Source organism: Micromonospora sp. BS32 (genome assembly GCF_059089345.1).
In genome coordinates this window covers 54958-73156 of sequence record NZ_JBSSHR010000016.1, presented here as the reverse complement: position 1 = coordinate 73156, position 18199 = coordinate 54958, and the positions used below count along the sequence as shown (strand labels likewise).

At 73.0% G+C, this 18199-nt stretch carries 16 protein-coding genes; 10 read left to right on the top strand and 6 right to left on the bottom strand.

Going from position 1 to position 18199, the window contains the following annotated elements:
* Nucleotides 1-119 precede the first annotated feature (119 nt).
* Together AC5RWQ_RS22295 and uvrC are read left to right on the top strand one after the other, a co-directional pair.
* Nucleotides 120-605, top strand: a complete 486-nt coding sequence (locus tag AC5RWQ_RS22295; protein ID WP_494284624.1) for a Rieske (2Fe-2S) protein — start codon at nt 120-122, stop codon at nt 603-605.
* Between the two features lie 96 nt (nt 606-701).
* Nucleotides 702-2645, top strand: coding sequence for an excinuclease ABC subunit UvrC (uvrC, locus tag AC5RWQ_RS22290; RefSeq protein WP_334486041.1), 1944 nt, complete (start codon nt 702-704; stop codon nt 2643-2645).
* Here uvrC and recQ read toward each other — a convergent pair.
* Nucleotides 2642-4486, bottom strand: coding sequence for a DNA helicase RecQ (gene recQ / locus AC5RWQ_RS22285; protein WP_494284623.1), 1845 nt, complete (start codon nt 4484-4486; stop codon nt 2642-2644). The genes uvrC and recQ overlap by 4 nt on opposite strands.
* 250 nt (nt 4487-4736) lie before the next feature.
* Here recQ and rapZ point away from each other — a divergent pair, with 250 nt between their 5' ends.
* The 8 genes from rapZ to AC5RWQ_RS22245 all read left to right on the top strand — a co-directional run bounded on the left by rapZ (nt 4737) and on the right by AC5RWQ_RS22245 (nt 11751).
* The gene (gene rapZ / locus AC5RWQ_RS22280; protein WP_494284622.1) at nt 4737-5657 is read left to right on the top strand and encodes an RNase adapter RapZ; all 921 of its coding nucleotides are present in this window, start codon (nt 4737-4739) and stop codon (nt 5655-5657) included.
* Nucleotides 5654-6616, top strand: coding sequence for a gluconeogenesis factor YvcK family protein (locus tag AC5RWQ_RS22275; protein ID WP_494284621.1), 963 nt, complete (start codon nt 5654-5656; stop codon nt 6614-6616). Before rapZ ends, AC5RWQ_RS22275 begins: the two co-directional genes overlap by 4 nt.
* Nucleotides 6617-6670: 54 nt before the next feature.
* A complete protein-coding gene (gene whiA, locus AC5RWQ_RS22270) occupies nt 6671-7651 on the top strand; it encodes a DNA-binding protein WhiA (protein ID WP_494284620.1) in 981 nt (326 codons plus the stop codon).
* A gap of 264 nt (nt 7652-7915) precedes the next feature.
* Nucleotides 7916-8920, top strand: coding sequence for a type I glyceraldehyde-3-phosphate dehydrogenase (gap, locus tag AC5RWQ_RS22265; RefSeq protein ID WP_494284619.1), 1005 nt, complete (start codon nt 7916-7918; stop codon nt 8918-8920).
* Nucleotides 8917-10116 (top strand): phosphoglycerate kinase, encoded by a 1200-nt coding sequence (locus AC5RWQ_RS22260; protein WP_494284618.1) that lies wholly within the window; start codon nt 8917-8919, stop codon nt 10114-10116. The genes gap and AC5RWQ_RS22260 overlap by 4 nt, the downstream gene beginning before the upstream one ends.
* A complete protein-coding gene (gene tpiA / locus AC5RWQ_RS22255; RefSeq protein WP_494284617.1) occupies nt 10116-10907 on the top strand; it encodes a triose-phosphate isomerase in 792 nt (263 codons plus the stop codon). The genes AC5RWQ_RS22260 and tpiA overlap by 1 nt, the downstream gene beginning before the upstream one ends.
* A gap of 95 nt (nt 10908-11002) precedes the next feature.
* Entirely contained in the window at nt 11003-11263 is a 261-nt protein-coding gene (secG, locus tag AC5RWQ_RS22250; RefSeq protein ID WP_334486026.1) for a preprotein translocase subunit SecG, read from the top strand.
* A 143-nt stretch (nt 11264-11406) separates the two neighbouring features.
* A complete protein-coding gene (locus AC5RWQ_RS22245) occupies nt 11407-11751 on the top strand; it encodes an RNA polymerase-binding protein RbpA (RefSeq protein ID WP_494284616.1) in 345 nt (114 codons plus the stop codon).
* Between the two features lie 49 nt (nt 11752-11800).
* Here the strand turns inward: AC5RWQ_RS22245 and pgl are convergent, their stop codons facing one another.
* The 5 genes from pgl to tal form a co-directional block, all read right to left on the bottom strand.
* Nucleotides 11801-12571 carry a 6-phosphogluconolactonase gene (gene pgl, locus AC5RWQ_RS22240; protein WP_494284615.1) on the bottom strand — a complete coding sequence of 257 codons (771 nt, stop codon included), beginning with the start codon at nt 12569-12571 and terminating at the stop codon, nt 11801-11803.
* Nucleotides 12572-12694: 123 nt separating this feature from the next.
* Nucleotides 12695-13711, bottom strand: a complete 1017-nt coding sequence (locus AC5RWQ_RS22235; protein WP_494284614.1) for a glucose-6-phosphate dehydrogenase assembly protein OpcA — start codon at nt 13709-13711, stop codon at nt 12695-12697.
* Between the two features lie 31 nt (nt 13712-13742).
* Nucleotides 13743-15284, bottom strand: coding sequence for a glucose-6-phosphate dehydrogenase (gene zwf / locus AC5RWQ_RS22230; protein ID WP_494284613.1), 1542 nt, complete (start codon nt 15282-15284; stop codon nt 13743-13745).
* Between the two features lie 11 nt (nt 15285-15295).
* Entirely contained in the window at nt 15296-16942 is a 1647-nt protein-coding gene (locus AC5RWQ_RS22225) for a phosphoglucose isomerase-related protein (protein ID WP_494284612.1), read from the bottom strand.
* Nucleotides 16943-17012: 70 nt separating this feature from the next.
* The gene (gene tal, locus AC5RWQ_RS22220; protein WP_494284611.1) at nt 17013-18194 is read right to left on the bottom strand and encodes a transaldolase; all 1182 of its coding nucleotides are present in this window, start codon (nt 18192-18194) and stop codon (nt 17013-17015) included.
* Nucleotides 18195-18199: the final 5 nt, after the last annotated feature.

Here is an 18199-nt window from a genome sequence, read left to right as displayed (position 1 = left end):
CGGCCCGCCCGTCGTCGTGTTCGGTGGGCGACGCGGTGAACCGTCGGGCACAGTGATCCGTGTGCACGGGTGTGGCCGCGGTGCGGGAGCGGCCACCGCAGGCGAGAGAAGGGCCGGAGATGAGTGACGATCAGGTGCTGACCGGGCCGGGTACCCAGACGCGGCGCGCGCTGCTCGCGGGGGCCGGCGCGGTCGGGGCGTCCGTGGTCCTGGCCGCCTGCGGCGGGGACGACTCCGGTGCCGGCGGCACCGCGCCGACCAGCGGCGGGCCGGGCGCGTCCAGCGCCGGCGACGCGGAGGGCGGCGACCGCCAGGGCGCGGCCTCGATCGCCACGACCGGCGACATCCCGGTCGGCGGCGGGAAGGTCTACGCCGCCCAGGGCGTGGTGATCACGCAGCCGACCCCGGGGGAGTTCAAGGCCTTCGACCCGATCTGCACCCACCAGAACTGCCCGGTGTCGAACGTCGACGGCGGCACGATCAACTGCACCTGCCACGGCAGCAAGTTCGGCATCGCCGACGGCGCCGTGAAGCAGGGGCCGGCGACCAGGCCCCTGGCCGCCAAGGAGATCAAGATCCAGGGCGACCGGATCTCCCTCGCCTGACCCGCCCTCCCGCCCCGCCGCACGGGTCGAGGGGGCGGTGGCGTGCGGGTGTGGCGGCCGGGCCGGGGTGTCGGGGGTGCGGATTAGGGTTGGGGGGTGGCTGATCCCTCGACCTATCGTCCGGCGCCCGGCACCATCCCGGAGTCGCCGGGGGTCTACCGGTTCCGCGACGGCACCGGCCGGGTGATCTACGTCGGCAAGGCGAAGAACCTCCGCAGCCGGCTCAACTCCTACTTCGGCGACCTCTGGGGCCTGCACGAGCGCACCCGGCAGATGGTGACCACCGCCGAGTCGGTCGACTGGATCACCGTCGGCACCGAGGTCGAGGCGCTCCAGCAGGAGTTCACCTGGATCAAGCAGTACGACCCCCGGTTCAACGTCCGCTACCGCGACGACAAGTCCTACCCCTACCTGGCCGTCACCCTCGACGAGGAATACCCGCGCCTGCAGGTGATGCGCGGGGCCAAACGCAAGGGGGTGCGCTACTTCGGGCCCTACTCGCATGCCTGGGCGATCCGCGAGACGCTCGACCTGCTACTGCGGGTCTTTCCGGCCCGCACCTGCTCCTCCGGGGTGTTCAAGCGGGCCGGCCAGGTCGGCCGCCCCTGCCTGCTGGGCTACATCGGCAAGTGTTCCGCGCCCTGCGTCGGCAGCGTCTCCGCCGAGCAGCACCGCGACATCGTCGACGGCTTCTGCGAGTTCATGGCCGGCCGCACCGACAGCATGGTCCGCCGGCTGGAACGGGAGATGACCGAGGCCAGCGAGCAGTTGGAGTTCGAGCGGGCCGCCCGGCTCCGCGACGACGTGGCCGCGCTGCGCCGAGCGATGGAGAAGCAGACCGTGGTGCTCGGCGACGGCACCGACGCCGACGTGGTCGCCTTCGCCGACGACCCGCTCGAAGCCGCCGTCCAGGTGTTCCACGTCCGCGACGGCCGGGTCCGCGGCCAGCGCGGCTGGGTGGTGGAGAAGACCGAGGACCTCAGCACCGGTGACCTGGTGCACCACTTCTGCACCCAGGTCTACGGCGGCGAGCAGGGCGAGGCGGACGTCCCCCGCGAGCTGCTCGTCCCCGAGCTGCCCGCCGACGCCGATGCGCTGGCCGACTGGCTGTCGAGCCACCGGGGCAGCCGGGTGTCGCTACGGGTGCCGCAGCGCGGCGACAAGAAGTCGTTGATGGAGACCGTCGAGCGCAACGCCAAGGACGCCCTGACCCGGCACAAGCTCAAGCGGGGCAGCGACCTGACCACCCGCAGCAAGGCGCTCGACGAGATCAGCGAGGCGCTCGGCATGCGTACCTCGCCGCTGCGCATCGAGTGTTTTGACGTCTCCCAGATCCAGGGCACCGACGTGGTGGCCAGCATGGTGGTCTTCGAGGACGGCCTGCCGCGCAAGAGCGAATACCGCCGCTTCATCGTCCGGGGCGCCACCGACGACCTCTCCGCCATGTCCGAGGTGCTGCGCCGCCGCTTCGCCCGCTACCTCGACGCCCGCGCCGAGACCGGCGAGATCGGCGAGGAGACCGCGTCGGATCCGGACCGCCCCGGCATCGACCCCACCACCGGCCGGCCGCGCCGGTTCGCGTACCCGCCGCAGCTGGTGGTCGTCGACGGCGGCGCACCGCAGGTGACCGCCGCCGCCCAGGCCCTCGCGGAGCTGGGCATCGACGACGTGGCGCTCTGCGGGCTGGCCAAGCGGCTGGAGGAGGTCTGGCTCCCCGACGACGAGTTCCCGGTCATCCTGCCGCGCACCTCCGAGGGGCTCTACCTGCTCCAGCGGGCCCGGGACGAGGCGCACCGGTTCGCCATCACCTTCCACCGGCAGCGGCGCTCCAAGCGGATGACCGAGTCGGCGCTGGACAACGTCCCCGGGCTGGGGGAGGTGCGCCGCAAGGCGTTGCTGCGCCACTTCGGCTCGCTCAAGCGGCTCTCCGCCGCCACCGTGGAGGAGATCACCGAGGTGCCCGGGGTGGGCAGGCGCACCGCCGAGGCGATCCTCGCCGCCCTCGACGGCGACGAGGCGAAGGCCGGGGCTGCCGACTAGCCCTGTTCGGCGAGGACGGCGAGGAGCTGCTCGCCGTACTTGGCGAGCTTGTTCTCGCCGACGCCGTTGACCCGAGCCAGCTCGGCCAGGGAGGCGGGAGCGTCCGTGGCGATCTGCCGCAGGGTGGCGTCGTGGAAGATCACGTACGCCGGGACGCCCTGCTCCTTGGCCGTCGCGCCCCGCCAGGCGCGCAACCGCTCGAACAGCGACGCGGCGGCGGGGGAGAGGTCGGCGACCACGGTGGCCGCGCCGCGCGGCTTCGCCGACCGGGTCGACGCGGGCTTCTCCGGCTCCCGGCGCATGGTCACCGTGCGCCGCCGGCCCAGCACCTCGGCGCTGGCCTCGGTCAGCGCCAGCGTGCCGTAGTCGCCCTCGACCGCGAGCAGCCCCTCGGCCAGCAACTGGCGCACCACCCCGCGCCACTCCGCCTCGCGCAGCTCGCCGCCGATGCCGAAGGTGCTCAGTGCGTCGTGGCCGTGCTGCGTGATCTTCTCGGTCGTCCGGCCGAGCAGGATGTCGACGCAGTGCCCGGCGCCGAAGCGCTGGTTGCGTTCCCGGTCTAGCCGGAAGACGGTGGAGAGCAGCTTCTGCGCCGCCACCGTGCCGTCCCAGGTCTCCGGCGGGGTGAGGCAGGTGTCGCAGTTGCCGCAGTCGGCGGAGCCCGGCTCGCCGAAGTAGTCGAGCAGCTGCGCCCGGCGGCAGCGCACCGTCTCGCAGAGGGCCAGCATCGCGTCCAGGTGGGTGGCGAGGTTGCGTCGGTGGGCGAGGTCGCCCTCCGAGGTCTCGATCATCTTGCGCTGCTGCACCACGTCCTGGAGCCCGTACGCGAGCCAGGCGGTGGACGGCAGCCCGTCCCGGCCGGCCCGCCCGGTCTCCTGGTAGTAGCCCTCCACCGACTTGGGCAGGTCGAGGTGGGCGACGAACCGGACGTCCGGCTTGTCGATGCCCATCCCGAAGGCGATGGTGGCCACCATGACCAGCCCGTCCTCGCGCAGGAAGCGCTGCTGGTTGGCCGCGCGGGTGCGGGCGTCCAGGCCCGCGTGGTACGGCAGGGCGGCCACGCCGTTCTGGACCAGGAACTCGGCGGTCTTCTCCACCGAGGCGCGGGAGAGGCAGTAGACGATCCCGGCGTCGCCCGGGTGCTCGTCGCGGAGCAGGGTCAGCAGCTGCTTGCGCGGCTCCCGCTTGGGCACGATCCGGTACTGGATGTTGGGCCGGTCGAAGCTGGCGACGAAGTGCCGTGCCTCGGTCAGCTTGAGCCGGGTGGCGATCTCGGCCCGGGTGGCGCCGGTGGCGGTGGCGGTCAGCGCGATCCGGGGCACGGCCGGCCACCGCTCGTGCAGCATCGACAGGGCCAGGTAGTCGGGGCGGAAGTCGTGCCCCCACTGCGACACGCAGTGCGCCTCGTCGATGGCGAACAGCGCGATCCGGCCCCGGTCGAGCAGTTGCTGCACACCCCGGGTGCCGAGCGCCTCGGGGGCGAGGTAGAGCAGGTCCAGCTCGCCGGCGACGAAGGCCGCCTCGACCTTCCGCCGGGCGTCGAGGTCCTGCGTCGAGTTGAGGAAGCCGGCCCGGGCGCCGACCGCGGTCAACGCGTCGACCTGGTCCTGCATGAGCGCGATCAGCGGGGAGACCACCACCGCGACGCCGTCGCGGACCAGGGCCGGGATCTGGTAGCAGAGTGACTTGCCGCCGCCGGTGGGCATCAGCACCAGCGCGTCGCCGCCGGCCACCACGTGGTCGATGACCTCCCGCTGGAAGCCGCGGAAGGCGTCGTAGCCGAAGACCCGGTTGAGCACCCGGAGGGCGTCGGAGGTACGCGTCTCGGTGGGGGAGGTCATCCGGGGAGTCTACGAGCCGGCCCCGACACTGCGGCCGGCGCCGAGCCGCGGCCGGCCGTCGGGGGACGGGCGGGGGAATACCGCGGCCGCCGGGGCGGCTTTCCATCGTGGCGACACCGGACGGGGCAGGACACCGCACCGGTCGGACGGGCACGAACTGATCGACAGCGCCCGCCGGGATAGAGTCGCTGACTGACCACGCGCGTCCGGCGGACCGGGCGCGGCGCCACGGACACCGGGGGTAGCGGGAGTGAGCGAGGCGCGGACGGCCGGCGGGTACGCCCCGGACGGCCCCAGCACCACGGCGGAGGCGGACACCACGCTGGTGGTGGTCACCGGGCTTTCCGGCGGCGGCCGGAGCACGGTGGCCCGGGCGTTGGAGAACGTCGGCTACTACGTGGTGGACAACCTGCCACAGGCGCTGATGCTGGACATGGCCGAGCTGGCGGTCAAGGCCGGCGGCGCGGCCCGGCGTACGGCGATGGTGCTGGACGTCCGCTCGCGCGCCTTCTCCACCGACCTGGCGGGGGCGATCCGTGAGCTCAAGGAGCGCGGCTTCTCCCCGCGGGTGGTCTTCGTCGACGCCGACGACGAGGTGCTGATCCGCCGCTTCGAGAGCGTCCGCCGCTCGCACCCGTTGCAGGGCGAGGGACGGCTGGCCGACGGCATCGCCGTCGAGCGGGCGCTGCTGGAGGAGGCCCGCGACCAGGCCGACGTGATCATCGACACCAGCCACCTCAATGTGAATCAGCTCCGCCGCCGGGTCGAGGAGCTCTTCGGCGGCGAGGACGCCCGCCGGCTGCGGGTCACCGTGCTCTCCTTCGGCTTCAAGTACGGCCTGCCGCCGGATGCCGACTTCGTGCTGGACGCCCGGTTCCTGCCGAATCCGTACTGGGTGCCGGAGCTGCGCGAGCACACGGGGCGGGAGGAGGCGGTCAGCGCGTACGTGCTGGGCCAGGAGGGCGCGGACGACTTCGTGGCGTCGTACGCCGAGCTGGTCAACGCCACCACCACGGGCTTCGAGCGGGAGGGCAAGCGCTACCTGACCGTGGCGGTCGGCTGCACCGGTGGCAAGCACCGCAGCGTGGCGATCACCGAGGAGTTGGCCGGTCGGCTGCGCGAGGCCGGCCTCGCCGCCAACGCGCAGCACCGGGACCTGGGGCGGGAATGACCGCGACGAGGGTGGTCGCCTTCGGCGGAGGGCACGGCCTCTCCGCCTCGCTGCGCGCGCTGCGGCACTGCACCCCGGAGCTCGACCTGGACATCACCGCGGTGGTCACCGTCGGCGACGACGGCGGCTCCAGCGGGCGGCTGCGCGCCGAGCGCGGCGGCCTGCCCCCGGGCGACCTGCGGCAGGCCCTGGTGGCGCTGGCCGGCGACCACCCGGCCACCCGGCGCAGCGCCGGGCTGTTCCAGCACCGGTTCACCGGGGACGCCGGGGACGGGCTGGCCGGGCACGCGGTGGGCAACCTGGTGCTCTGCGGCCTGATCGAGCAGTTGGGCGACCCGGTGGCCGCCCTGGAGCACGCCGGCGCGATGCTCGGCGCGGTGGGCCGGGTGCTGCCGATGTCCCGCCAGCCGGTCGGCATCGAGGCCCGGGTCCGGGGCGCCGACCCGGACCGCCCCGACGAGGTGCGCACCGTGCGCGGCCAGCACCAGGTCGCGGTGAGCACCGGCCGGGTGGAGTCGTTGCGGCTCACCCCGGACGCCCCGGCAGCCTGCGACGAGGCGGTGGCCGCGGTCAAGGAGGCGGACTGGTTGATCTTCGGGCCGGGCAGCTGGTACACCAGCGTGCTGCCGCACCTGCTGGTCCCGGGACTGGCCGCCGCGGTCGTGGCGAGCCCGGCCCGCCGGCTGGTCACGCTCAACCTGGCCGCCGAGAAGGAGACGCTCGGCCTGTCGGCAGCCGACCACCTGGCCGCCCTGCACTGGTACCTTCCGCAACTCGCGGTGGACTACGTGCTGGCCGATTCGAAGGCGGTGGGTGACCCCGAACCGGTCCGACGTGCGGCAGAATCGCTGGGTGCCCGGCTGGTCCTCGCCCCCGTGGCCGTCACCGACGGCTCGCCCCGGCATGACCCGGCAGCCCTGGGCGCCGCGCTGGTGCCTGTCCTGGGCGCCGATCGTTAAGCACGTACGTAATCACCGGCGACACGCCGGTACGGGTCCGTGGAGGGGCGCAGAATGGCGATGACGGCTGCGGTCAAGGACGAGCTGAGTCGGGTCGACGTGCCCAAGCCCTGCTGCCGCCGGGCGGAGATGGCGGCGCTGCTGCGCTTCGCCGGCGGGTTGCACATCGTCTCCGGCCGGGTGGTGGTCGAGGCCGAGTTGGACACCGGGGCGGTGGCGCGCCGGCTGCGTCGGGAGATTGCCGAGGTGTACGGCTACCCCAGCGAGATCCACGTGCTGGCCTCCGGCGGGCTGCGCAAGGGCAGCCACTTCATCGTCCGGGTGGTCAAGGACGGCGAGGCGTTGGCGCGGCAGACCGGCCTGCTCGACGTCCGTGGCCGGCCGGTGCGCGGCCTGCCGCCGCACGTGGTGGCGGCGAACGTCTGCTGTGCGGTGTCGGCGTGGCGGGGCGCGTTCATGGCGCACGGCTCGCTGACCGAGCCGGGGCGTTCCAGCGCGCTGGAGATCACCTGCCCCGGGCCGGAGTCCGCCCTGGCCCTGGTCGGCGCGGCCCGCCGGATGGGCATCACCGCCAAGAACCGTGAGGTGCGCGGGGTGGACCGGGTGGTGGTCAAGGACGGCGACGCGATCGCCGCGCTGCTCACCCGGATCGGCGCGCACTCCAGCGTGCTGGCCTGGGAGGAGCGTCGGGTGAGGCGCGAGGTCCGGGCCACCGCCAACCGGCTGGCCAACTTCGACGACGCGAACCTGCGCCGCTCGGCGCGGGCCGCGGTGGCCGCCGCCGCCCGGGTGACCCGGGCACTGGAGATCCTCGCCGACGACGCGCCGAACCACCTCACCGACGCCGGGCGGCTGCGGCTGGAGCACCGGCAGGCGTCCCTGGAGGAGCTGGGCGCGCTGGCCGAGCCGCCGCTGACCAAGGACGCCATCGCGGGGCGGATCCGCCGGCTGCTGGCGCTGGCCGACAAGCGCGCCCACGACCTGGGCATCCCGGATACCGAAGCTGCCGTCACGCCCGACATGCTCGTGGTCTGATAGGACGGTGAGACGTCAGCATGCGAGCGGGATCACCACCCGGCGCGGCGCGACGTCACACGCTCGGATAGGGTCGCTGCGTACGGCAAGGGGGCCGGTACAGGCACATCCTCGCCGTGTTCACCGCCTCGGGCGGTCAGGTCCTCCGGACCGCGGCGGGGTGGCCGAGATGAACCGTCAACGGCCGGCTCCAACGGTCGGCGCACACACCTCCGCCGGCCCGGGTCTGACGCCGGCGGACCAGAACGCGAGGAGATGGGACCTGTGACCATCCGGGTTGGCATCAACGGCTTCGGCCGGATCGGCCGTAACTTCTTCCGGGCGGTGCTCGCCTCGGGCGCCGACATCGAGGTGGTGGGCGCCAACGACCTTGGCGACACCCAGACCACCGCGCACCTGCTCAAGTACGACACCATCCTCGGTCGGCTCCCGCACGAGGTCAAGGCGACCGCCGACGAGATCACCGTGGGCGGACGGAGCTTCAAGGTGTTCGCTGAGCGGGACCCCGGCAAGCTGCCCTGGGGGGACCTCGGCGCGGACGTGGTCATCGAGTCGACCGGTTTCTTCACCGACGCGACCAAGGCCAAGGCGCACATCGACGGCGGGGCCAAGAAGGTCATCATCTCCGCCCCGGCGAAGAACGAGGACGTCACGGTCGTGATGGGCGTGAACCACGACCAGTACGACCCGGCCAAGCACAACATCATCTCCAACGCCTCCTGCACCACCAACTGCCTCGCCCCGATGGCGAAGGTCCTGCACGACACGTTCGGCATCCAGCACGGTCTGATGACGACGATCCACGCGTACACCCAGGACCAGAACCTGCAGGACGCGCCGCACAAGGACCTGCGCCGGGCCCGGGCCGCCGCCCTGAACATCGTCCCGACCTCCACCGGCGCCGCGAAGGCGATCGGCCTGGTGCTGCCCGACCTCAAGGGCAAGCTGGACGGCTACGCGCTGCGGGTGCCGATCCCGACCGGCTCGGTCACCGACCTGACCGTCAACGTGGGTCGGGAGACCACCGTGGACGAGGTCAACGCCGCGCTGAAGGCCGCCGCGGACGGCCCGCTCAAGGGCATCCTGATCTACAACGAGGACCCGATCGTCTCCTCGGACATCGTGACCGACCCGGCGTCCTGCATCTTCGACGCGCCGCTGACCAAGGTCGTCGGCAACCAGGTCAAGGTCGTCGGCTGGTACGACAACGAGTGGGGCTACTCCAACCGGCTGGTCGACCTGGTCAAGCTGGTGGGTTCGTCGCTGTGAGCATCCGTACCCTCGACGACCTGCTCGCCGAGGGGGTGTCGGGTCGGCGCGTGCTGGTGCGCGCCGACCTGAACGTCCCGCTCGACAAGCAGACCGGTGACATCACCGACGACGGGCGCATCCGCGCCGTGCTGCCGACCCTGAGCGCGCTGGTGCAGGCGGGCGCCAAGGTGGTCGTCTGCTCGCACCTCGGCCGCCCGAAGGGCACGCCGGACCCGCAGTTCAGCCTCCGCCCGGTCGCCGGGCGGCTCGGTGAGCTGCTCGGCGCGCCGGTGCACTTCGCCGAGGACACCGTCGGCGAGTCCGCCCGCTCCACGGTGGACGGCCTGGCCGACGGCCAGGTCGCCCTGCTGGAGAACCTCCGGTTCAACAAGGGCGAGACCAGCAAGGACGACGCCGAGCGGGGCGCCTTCGCCGACCAGCTCGCCGCCTTCGGCGACGCGTACGTGGACGACGCCTTCGGCGCCGTGCACCGCAAGCACGCCAGCGTCCACGACGTGCCGGCGCGGCTGCCGCACGTGGCGGGCCGGCTGGTGCTGCGCGAGGTCGAGGTGCTCGGCAAGCTCACCGGCGAGCCGGAGCGGCCGTACGTGGTGGTGCTGGGCGGCTCGAAGGTCTCCGACAAGCTGGCCGTGATCGAGGCGCTGCTGCCGAAGGTCGACCGGCTGCTCATCGGCGGCGGGATGTGCTTCACCTTCCTCAAGGCCCAGGGCCACGAGGTGGGCACCTCCCTGCTGGAGAAGGAGATGGTCGAGACCTGCGGCAACCTCATCGAGCGGTCCGGGGGCAAGATCATGCTCCCGGTCGACGTGGTGGCCGCGGACGCCTTCGCCCCGGACGCCGCGCACGACACGGTCCCCGCCGACGGCATCCCGAGTCACCGGGTCGGCCTGGACATCGGGCCGGAGACGGTGGCCGGCTTCGCCGCCGCACTCTCCCAGGCGAAGACCATCTTCTGGAACGGCCCGATGGGCGTCTTCGAGATGCCGGCCTTCGCCGCCGGCACCCGGGGCGTCGCCGAGGCGGTCGCCAAGGCCGACGCGTTCAGCGTGGTCGGCGGCGGTGACTCCGCGGCGGCAGTGCGGGCCCTTGGCCTCGACGAGTCGTCGTTCGGGCACATCTCCACGGGTGGCGGCGCTTCCCTGGAATACCTCGAGGGCAAGACCCTCCCCGGCATCGCGGCCCTGGAGAACTGATGGCGAGCGTCACCCGCCGGCCGCTGATGGCCGGCAACTGGAAGATGAACTTGAACCACCTCGAGGCCAACCTGCTGGTGCAGAAGCTGGCCGCGAGCCTGACCGAGAAGCAGCTCACCGACGTCGAGACGGTGGTCCTGCCGCCCTTCACCGACCTGCGGACCGTGCAGACCGCGGTGGACGGCGACAAGCTGCTGATCGGCTACGGCGGGCAGGACCTCTCGCCCTACCAGTCGGGCGCCTACACCGGTGACATCTCCGGGGCGATGCTGGCCAAGCTCGGCTGCACGTACGTGGTGGTCGGGCACTCCGAGCGGCGCGCCTACCACTACGAGGACGACGCCATCGTCAACGCGAAGGTGGCGGCGGCGCTGGCCAACGGGCTCACCCCGATCCTCTGCATCGGCGAGGGTCTGGAGATCCGGGAGCAGCTGCGGCACGTCCCGCACTGCTGCGACCAGCTCGACGGCGCCCTGCAGGGACTCACCGCGGAGCAGGTCACCAAGGTCGTCGTGGCGTACGAGCCGGTCTGGGCGATCGGCACCGGCAAGACGGCCACCCCGGAGGACGCCCAGGAGGTCTGCGGGGAGGTCCGCAAGCGGCTGGTCGAGACGTACGACCAGGGCACCGCGGACCAGGTCAGGATCCTCTACGGCGGGTCGGTCAAGTCGTCGAACGTGGCTTCGATCATGGCCCAGCCGGACGTGGACGGCGCGCTGGTAGGCGGCGCGAGCCTGGACGCCGAGGAGTTCGCGAAGATCTGCCGGTTCCCGGAGCACACCGCCCGCTGATCGCTCGCTATCCTTGGCTTCGCCCGTCCACCGGTCGGTGCCACCGTGCCCGATCTGTCCGGGCGAGGATCGTAACGAGAGGACTGACCCCAGCCATGCCGATCTGGTTCGCATACACGTTGATCGTGTTGCTGGTCATCACGAGCATCCTGCTCACCATGCTCATCCTGCTGCACCGCGGTAAGGGCGGTGGGCTGTCGAGCATGTTCGGCGGCGGCGTCAGCTCCAGCCTGGCGGGTTCGTCGGTGGCCGAGAAGAACCTGGACCGCTACACCGTCCTGGTGAGCATCGTCTGGTTCGCCTGCATCGTCGGGCTCGGCCTCTGGCTGCGGCTCCAGCTCAGCAGCGGCTCCTGAACGGCTTCGCTTAGTCGTACAATCTGCGCGCGGTCCGTCACCCGACGGGCCGCGCGCAGGTCTTTTCGTCCCGCTGCACCGCGTCGCCGCCGCCCATCCCCCTCCGGGTGGTGGTCCCCTCCGACGGACAGGAGCGAGCAGCCGTGTCCAGTGGCAACGTGATCCGTGGTTCCCGGGTCGGATCGTCCCCGGAACGCTTCCCCGAACGGTACGAGCCCGCCCCGTGCCGCGTGGTGACCTACTGGTGCCGCAACGACCACACCACCGAGATCAGAGTGGCGGTGCAGGCGGAGGAGCCCCCGCTGTGGGACTGCCCCCGCTGCGGCCTGCCCGCCGGCCGGGACGCGGAGAACCCACCCGGCCGGGTCCGCCCCGAGCCGTACAAGACGCACCTGGCGTACGTGAAGGAGCGGCGCAGCCCCGCGGAGGGGGAGGCGATCCTCGCCGAGGCGCTCGCCGCCCTGCGGCGACGCCGGGGCCGGGACTGACGCGCCGGAGCCCCGGTCCCACCGGGGACCGGGGCTCCGCGTCGTCGACTCAGCGCAGGCTGCGCAGCCGGGGCGGCACGTTGGCCGCCGCCGGCCGGTCCAGCAGCCAGAGGGTACGCGAGACGCCCCGCGCGCCGGCCGCCGGCAGCTGCACCGAGCCGGCCCCGGCCAGCGCCATCCCGACCGCCCGGGCCTTGTCGGCCCCGCTGGCGACCAGCCAGACCTCCTCGGCCGTGTTGATCGTGGGCAGGGTGAGCGTGGTACGCAGCGGCGGCGGCTTCGGGCTGCCCCGGACCGCGCTGACCGGCCGGTTGTCGTGGTGCACCGGGTGCTCGGGGAAGACCGACGCCACGTGCCCGTCCTCGCCGACGCCCAGCATCAGGACGTCGAAGTGGGGGAGCGCGGCGTGCCCGGGCCGCGCGGCCCGGGCCAGCTCCTCGGCGTACGCGGCGGCGGCCGCCTCCGGGTCGGCGCCGGCCGGCCCGTCCGAGGGCGGCATCGGGTGCACCCGGGCCGGGTCCAGCGGCACGGCGTCCAGCAGGGCCGCCCGCGCCTGGGTCTCGTTGCGCTCCGGATCGCCGGCCGGCAGGAAACGCTCGTCGCCCCACCAGACGTCCACCCGGGACCAGTCGACCGCGTCGCGGGCCGGCAGCGCGGCCACCGCCCGGTACACCGCCGCGGCGATCCGCCCGCCGGTCAGCACCACCGAGGCCTGACCCCGGTCGGCCTGCGCGTCGAGCAGCTTCACCACCAGCCGGGCCGCCACCGCCTGCGCCAGCAGGTCGGCATCGGCGTGGACGGCGACACTCGCCTCACTCATTCGTTGTGCCTTCGTTTCTGCGACCGCCGTCGCGGTCGGTGTTCGTGCCGGGGGCCGACGGCCCAGCCGACGTGGCCCTCGACCGGTACCGCGGGCGGACCGTGGCCCGCCCGCGGATGGCGGTCAGGGGGTGGCGCTGGTGCCGGCGTGGGCGGTGACCCCGGCCTCGGCCCGCTGCGCGGTGGCCGGGTCCTTCCAGACGTGCACCCGGTGCGCGGGACGCTGCTCGAGGCCGTGCAGCCCGGCCGCCGCGCCCAGCGCCTCCGCGTAGACCTGGTCGGCGTCGAGCCGGCGCAGCTCCTCGGCCAGCTCGTCGCCGAGCGGACGGCGCACCAGCGGCAGCAGCCGGTCCTCCTGGCCGGTACGCCGGAAGTTGGCCATGTTCTCGCTGCGGGTCAGCGTCAGCTCGTCGCCGTTGGCGCAGCGCAGCTGCACCTCGCGCATCCGGGGGAACTCGTCGGTGGGCTGCAACTGCGGGTCGATGCCGAGCCGGGCGGCGAGCCAGCCGCGCATCAGCGCCGCCGTCGGGTCGCTGGGCGGCGCCACCACGGTGGCCTCGGTGACCCGGGCCTCGGTGGTGTCGAAGGCCCCCGCGACCAGGGTGCGCCACGGGGTGATCCGGGTCCAGGCCAGGTCGGTGTCGCCGGGGGCGTAGTCCCGGGCCCGCTGGCGCAGCGCCTCGATCGGGTCGGCCGCCTGCGCGGTGTCGGTGATCCGCCGGTCGGCGACCACGCCGAGGAAGTCGGTGGAGATCTCCGTCGGCGGTTCGCCGTGCCACCAGGTGACCACCGGCACGTCCGGTACCAGCAGCGGCATCACCACGGACTCGGCGTGCAGGGCGAGCCGCCCGTACATCCGGGTCACCACCGCCTCGCAGGGGCCGAGCCGGCCGCCGACGACGATCTCGGCGTCCAGCCGGTTGCGTTCCCGCTCGACGTCGGTGCGGACGACGACCAGCAGCCGGCACGGATGGGCGGCCGCGGCGATGGTGGCCGCCGCCTCCGCCTCCCTGACCCGCTTCTCGTCCACCACCACGATCAGCGTGAGCGCCATGCCGCTGGCCACCCCGCCCGCGCTGCGCCGCTCGGCGGCGAGCGCCTTGACCACCTCGTTGCCGGTGGTGTCCCACAGCCCGATCAATGGAGCCTCCTGGTTCGCTCGCTGCGCTTGGTCACGCCCGCCGCCACGCCCGACCCTCGCGGGCCAGCATCTCGTCGGCCGCGCGCGGCCCCCACTCGCCGGCCCGGTACGGCTCCGGCTTCGTGCCCTCCCAGGCGTGCTCCAGCGGGTCCACCACCTGCCAGCTCTGCTCCACCTCGGCGGCGTCCGGGAAGAGCGTCCGGTCGCCGATCAGCACGTCCAGCACCAGCCGCTCGTACGCCTCGGGGCTGGACTCGGTGAACGCCTCGCCGTACTGGAAGTCCATCGCGATGTCGCGGACCTCCATCGTCGTGCCGGGGACCTTGGAGCCGAACTTCAGCACCACGCCCTCGTCGGGCTGCACCCGGATGACCAGCTGGTTGGGGCCCAGCGATTCCATGTCGGCCGCGTTGAACGGCAGGTGCGGGGCCTTCTTGAACATGATCGCGACCTCGGTCACCCGGCGGGGCAGCCGCTTGCCGGCGCGGATGTAGAACGGCACCCCCGCCCACCGGCGGTTCTGGATGCCCAGCTCGACGGCGACGTACGTCTCGGTGGTGGAGTCCTCCGGGACGCCCTCCTCCTCCAGGTAGCCGACCGCCCGCTCGCCGCCCACCCAGCCGGGCAGGTACTGCCCGCGCACGGTGCCCTTGCCGACGTCCTTCGGCAGGGTGATCGCCTTGAGCACCTTCAGCTTCTCGGCCCGGATCTCGTCGGCGTCGAAGCTGGTCGGCTCCTCCATCGCGACCAGGGCGAGCAGCTGGAGCAGGTGGTTCTGGAGCACGTCGCGGGCGGTGCCGACCGAGTCGTAGAAGCTGGCCCGGGTGCCGATGCCGACGTCCTCGGCCATGGTGATCTGCACCGAGTCGACGTACTTGGAGTTCCACAGCGGCTCGAACAGGTTGTTGGCGAACCGCAGGGCCAGGATGTTCTGGACCGTCTCCTTGCCCAGGTAGTGGTCGATGCGGAAGACGTCCTGGCGGGTGAACACGTCGTCGACCAGGTCGTTGAGCTCCTTGGCCGAGGGCAGGTCGTTGCCGAACGGCTTCTCGACCACCACCCGGCGCCAGCCGCCGGACTTGGCGTTGTCGGCCATCCCGGTACGGGCCAGCTGCTTGAGCACCACGGGGAACGCCGCCGGGGGGATGGAGAAGTAGAACGCGGCGTTGCCGTGGATGCCGTGGGTGTCGCGCAGTTCGTCGAGGGTGGCGGCGAGGTGGTCGAACGCGGCGTCGTCGTCGAAGGAGCCGCCGACGAACTTGATGTTGCCGGCCAGCCGCGACCACACCTCCTCCCGCCAGGGGGTACGGGCGTGCTTCTTGGCCGCCTCGTGGGCCAGCGACTCGAAGTCGCCGGCGGCCCAGTCCCGGCGGGCGAAGCCGAGCACCACGAATCCGGGCGGCAGCAGCCCGCGGTTGGCCAGGTCGTAGACCGCCGGCAGCAACTTCTTGCGCGCCAGGTCACCGGTCACCCCGAAGATCACCAGAGCGCACGGCTCCGGGATCCGCGGCAGTCGCCGGTCCTGTACGTCGCGCAGCGGGTTCACGCCGCCTCCTCGCTCCGTCTGGTGCATGTCATCCATTCTCACGCCGGCCACCGTCCGATCGCATCCAGCAGCCGGGCCAGGGCGGTCGGCCGGTCTGTCAGGTGCAGCCGCAGCACCGGCCGGCCCCGGTCGACCAGCGCCTGCCGGTCACCGGCGGCCTGCGCCGCCTGCAGCTGTCCGAAGGAGTACGGGCGGCCCGGCACCGGCAGATCAACGTCCACCGCGCCGGTCAGCTGAAGGAAGCTGCCCACCGGCGGGCCGCCCTTGTGGAACTGGCCGGTCGAGTGGAGGAACCGTGGCCCCCACCCGAAGGTGACCGGCCGCCCGGTCACCGCCGCGAGCGCCGCCCGCAGCCGCGCCGCGTCGGCGTCCGCCACCGGATCCAGGTAGGCCGTGACGGCCAGGTAGCCCTCGTCGTCCACCTCGTCGACCAGCCGGCGCAGCGCGCCGTCCAGGTCGGTGGGGAAGCCGGCCGGGGCGTACACCTCGACCGGGCCGTCGGTGGACGACGGCGCCCCCGCCGGCTCGCCCCGCTCGAGGATCCGCGCGGTGTGCTGCTTGCTCGCGGCGACGTCCGGCTGGTCGAACGGGTTGACGCCAAGCACCACCGAGGCGACCGCGGTGGCGTACTCCCAGGCCAGGAAGTGCGCGCCGAGGGGGCCGTTCACGGCCAGGTCCGGCGCGACGCCGGCGCCGGGGATGTCCCCGGCGGCCAGCGCGCCGCCGTGGCTCACCGTCAGCACGCCGGGGCCGGTCGCGCCGGGGGCCGACGGCGACTCGACGACCACCGGCAGGATGCCGGCGCCGGCCTTGCCGGTGGACTCGGCGAGCAGCTGCTCCGCCCAGTCGCCCAGGCCGTCCAGGCCGGTGCCGTCGCCGACCAGGGCGACCGTGGCGCGCCCGGTGGTGGCCGCCGCGGCGAGGGCCGCGCCGAGCGCCAGGGCGGGATTGTCCCGGTCCCGGTCCAGCGAGGCGGCTAACGCCTCGGCGTCGTCGAGCAGCTCGATCACGCCTACCCCGGCCAGGGCCGCGGGGACCAGACCGAACGCGGTCAGCGCCGCGTACCGCCCGCCCACCTCGGGGTCGGCCGGGACGACCACCACGCCCATCTCGTTGGCGGTGGCCTCCAGCGGGGAGCCCGGGTCGGTCACCACCACGAAGTGCCGGGCCGCCTCGGCCTCGGTCATGCCGGCGTCCAGGAACGCCTGCCAGTACGCCCGCCGGTGGCTGTCGGTCTCCACCGTCGTGCCGGATTTGCCGGCCACCACGACCACGGTGCGTTCCAGCCGGTCGGCCAGCGCCGCCCGGATCCGGCCCGGGTCGGTGGTGTCCAGCACGGTCAGCGGGCGGCCCAGGCTCCGGGTGATGGTCTCCGCGGCGAGCGACGAGCCGCCCATCCCGGCGAGCACCACGTGGTCCAGGTCTTCCAGTTCCGCCGCCAGCTCGGCGAGCTGGGGGAGCAGTTCGCGGCTGCGGCGGTGGGTGTCCAGCCAGCCGAGGCGGACCTTCGCCTCGGCCTCGGCCTCCGGGCCCCAGAGCGTCGGGTCCCGGCGGGCCAGCCGCTCCGGTACGTCCCGGGCGACCAGCGCCTCGCGTACCGAGGCGGGCGCGGACCGGTCGACCGCGTCCGCGCCCCGCACCGCCAGTCCGGCGGCGGCCTCCGGGCCGGCCGTCGGCTCGCTCACGTCGTCAGCCCCGCGACGACGGCGGGAAGCGCCGCGGGGCGGAACCCCGCGGCGCGTCCGACGCCATTGGTCACGCGTTGCCCCCGGCCTGCTGGGCGGCCTTCGCGCTGCCCTTGGCGGCCTTGTTCGGCGCGCCGGCTCCCTTGGCCGCCTCCGCCAGCGACTTCTTCACCCCGTCGAGCAGCTCCAGCCAGCTGGCCGCGAACTTCTCCACGCCCTCCCGCTCCAGGGTGGCGATCACGTCGGACATGTCCACGCCGACCCGCTCCAGGTCGGTGAAGACCTTCCGGGCCGCGTCGTACGCCCCGGTGACGGTGTCTCCGCCGCGAATCTCGCCGTGGTCGGCGAACGCGTGGATCACCGACTCGGGCATGGTGTTGACCGTGCCCGGGGCGATCAGCTCCTCGACGTAGATCACATCCCGGTAGTCCGGGTTCTTGGTCGAGGTGGACGCCCACAGCGGCCGCTGCGGGTGCGCGCCGGCGTCGGCGAGGGCCTGCCACCGGTCGGAGGAGAAGACCTCGCCGTAGCGCTCGTACGCCAGCCGGGCGTTGGCGACCGCGGCCTTGCCGCGCAGCGCCTTGGCCTCGTCGGAGCCGATCTTCTCCAATCGCTTGTCGACCTCGGTGTCGACGCGGGAGACGAAGAACGACGCCACCGAGCCGATGGTGGACAGGTCGTGCCCGTTCGCCTTCGCCTGCTCCAGGCCGGCGAGGAACGCCTCCATCACCGCGGAGTAGCGGTCCAGGCCGAAGATCAGGGTGACGTTGACGCTGATCCCCTCGGCCAGGGTGGCGGTGATCGCCGGCAGGCCCGCCTCGGTGGCCGGGATCTTGATGAAGAGGTTGGGACGGTCGATCAGCCACCACAACCCCTTGGCCTCGGCGACCGTCTTCTCCGTCTCGTGGGCCAGCCGCGGGTCCACCTCGATGGAGACCCGGCCGTCGACCCCGGCGCTCGCGTCGTACGCCGGCCGCATCACGTCGCAGGCCCACCGCACGTCGTACGTGGTCAGCAGGCGAACCGCCTCTTCGACCTCCAGGCCACGGGTGGCGAGGTCCTTGAGCTGCCAGTTGTACTCGTCCGCGTCACTCAGCGCCTTGGCGAAGATGGTCGGGTTGGACGTCACCCCGACCAGGTGCTTCTCCCGGCGGAGCTGGTCCAGCCCGCCGGAACTCAGTCGTACCCGAGAAAGATCGTCGAGCCAGATCGCCACACCCGCGGCGCTGAGCTCACCCAGCCTGTCCGTCATGCCGT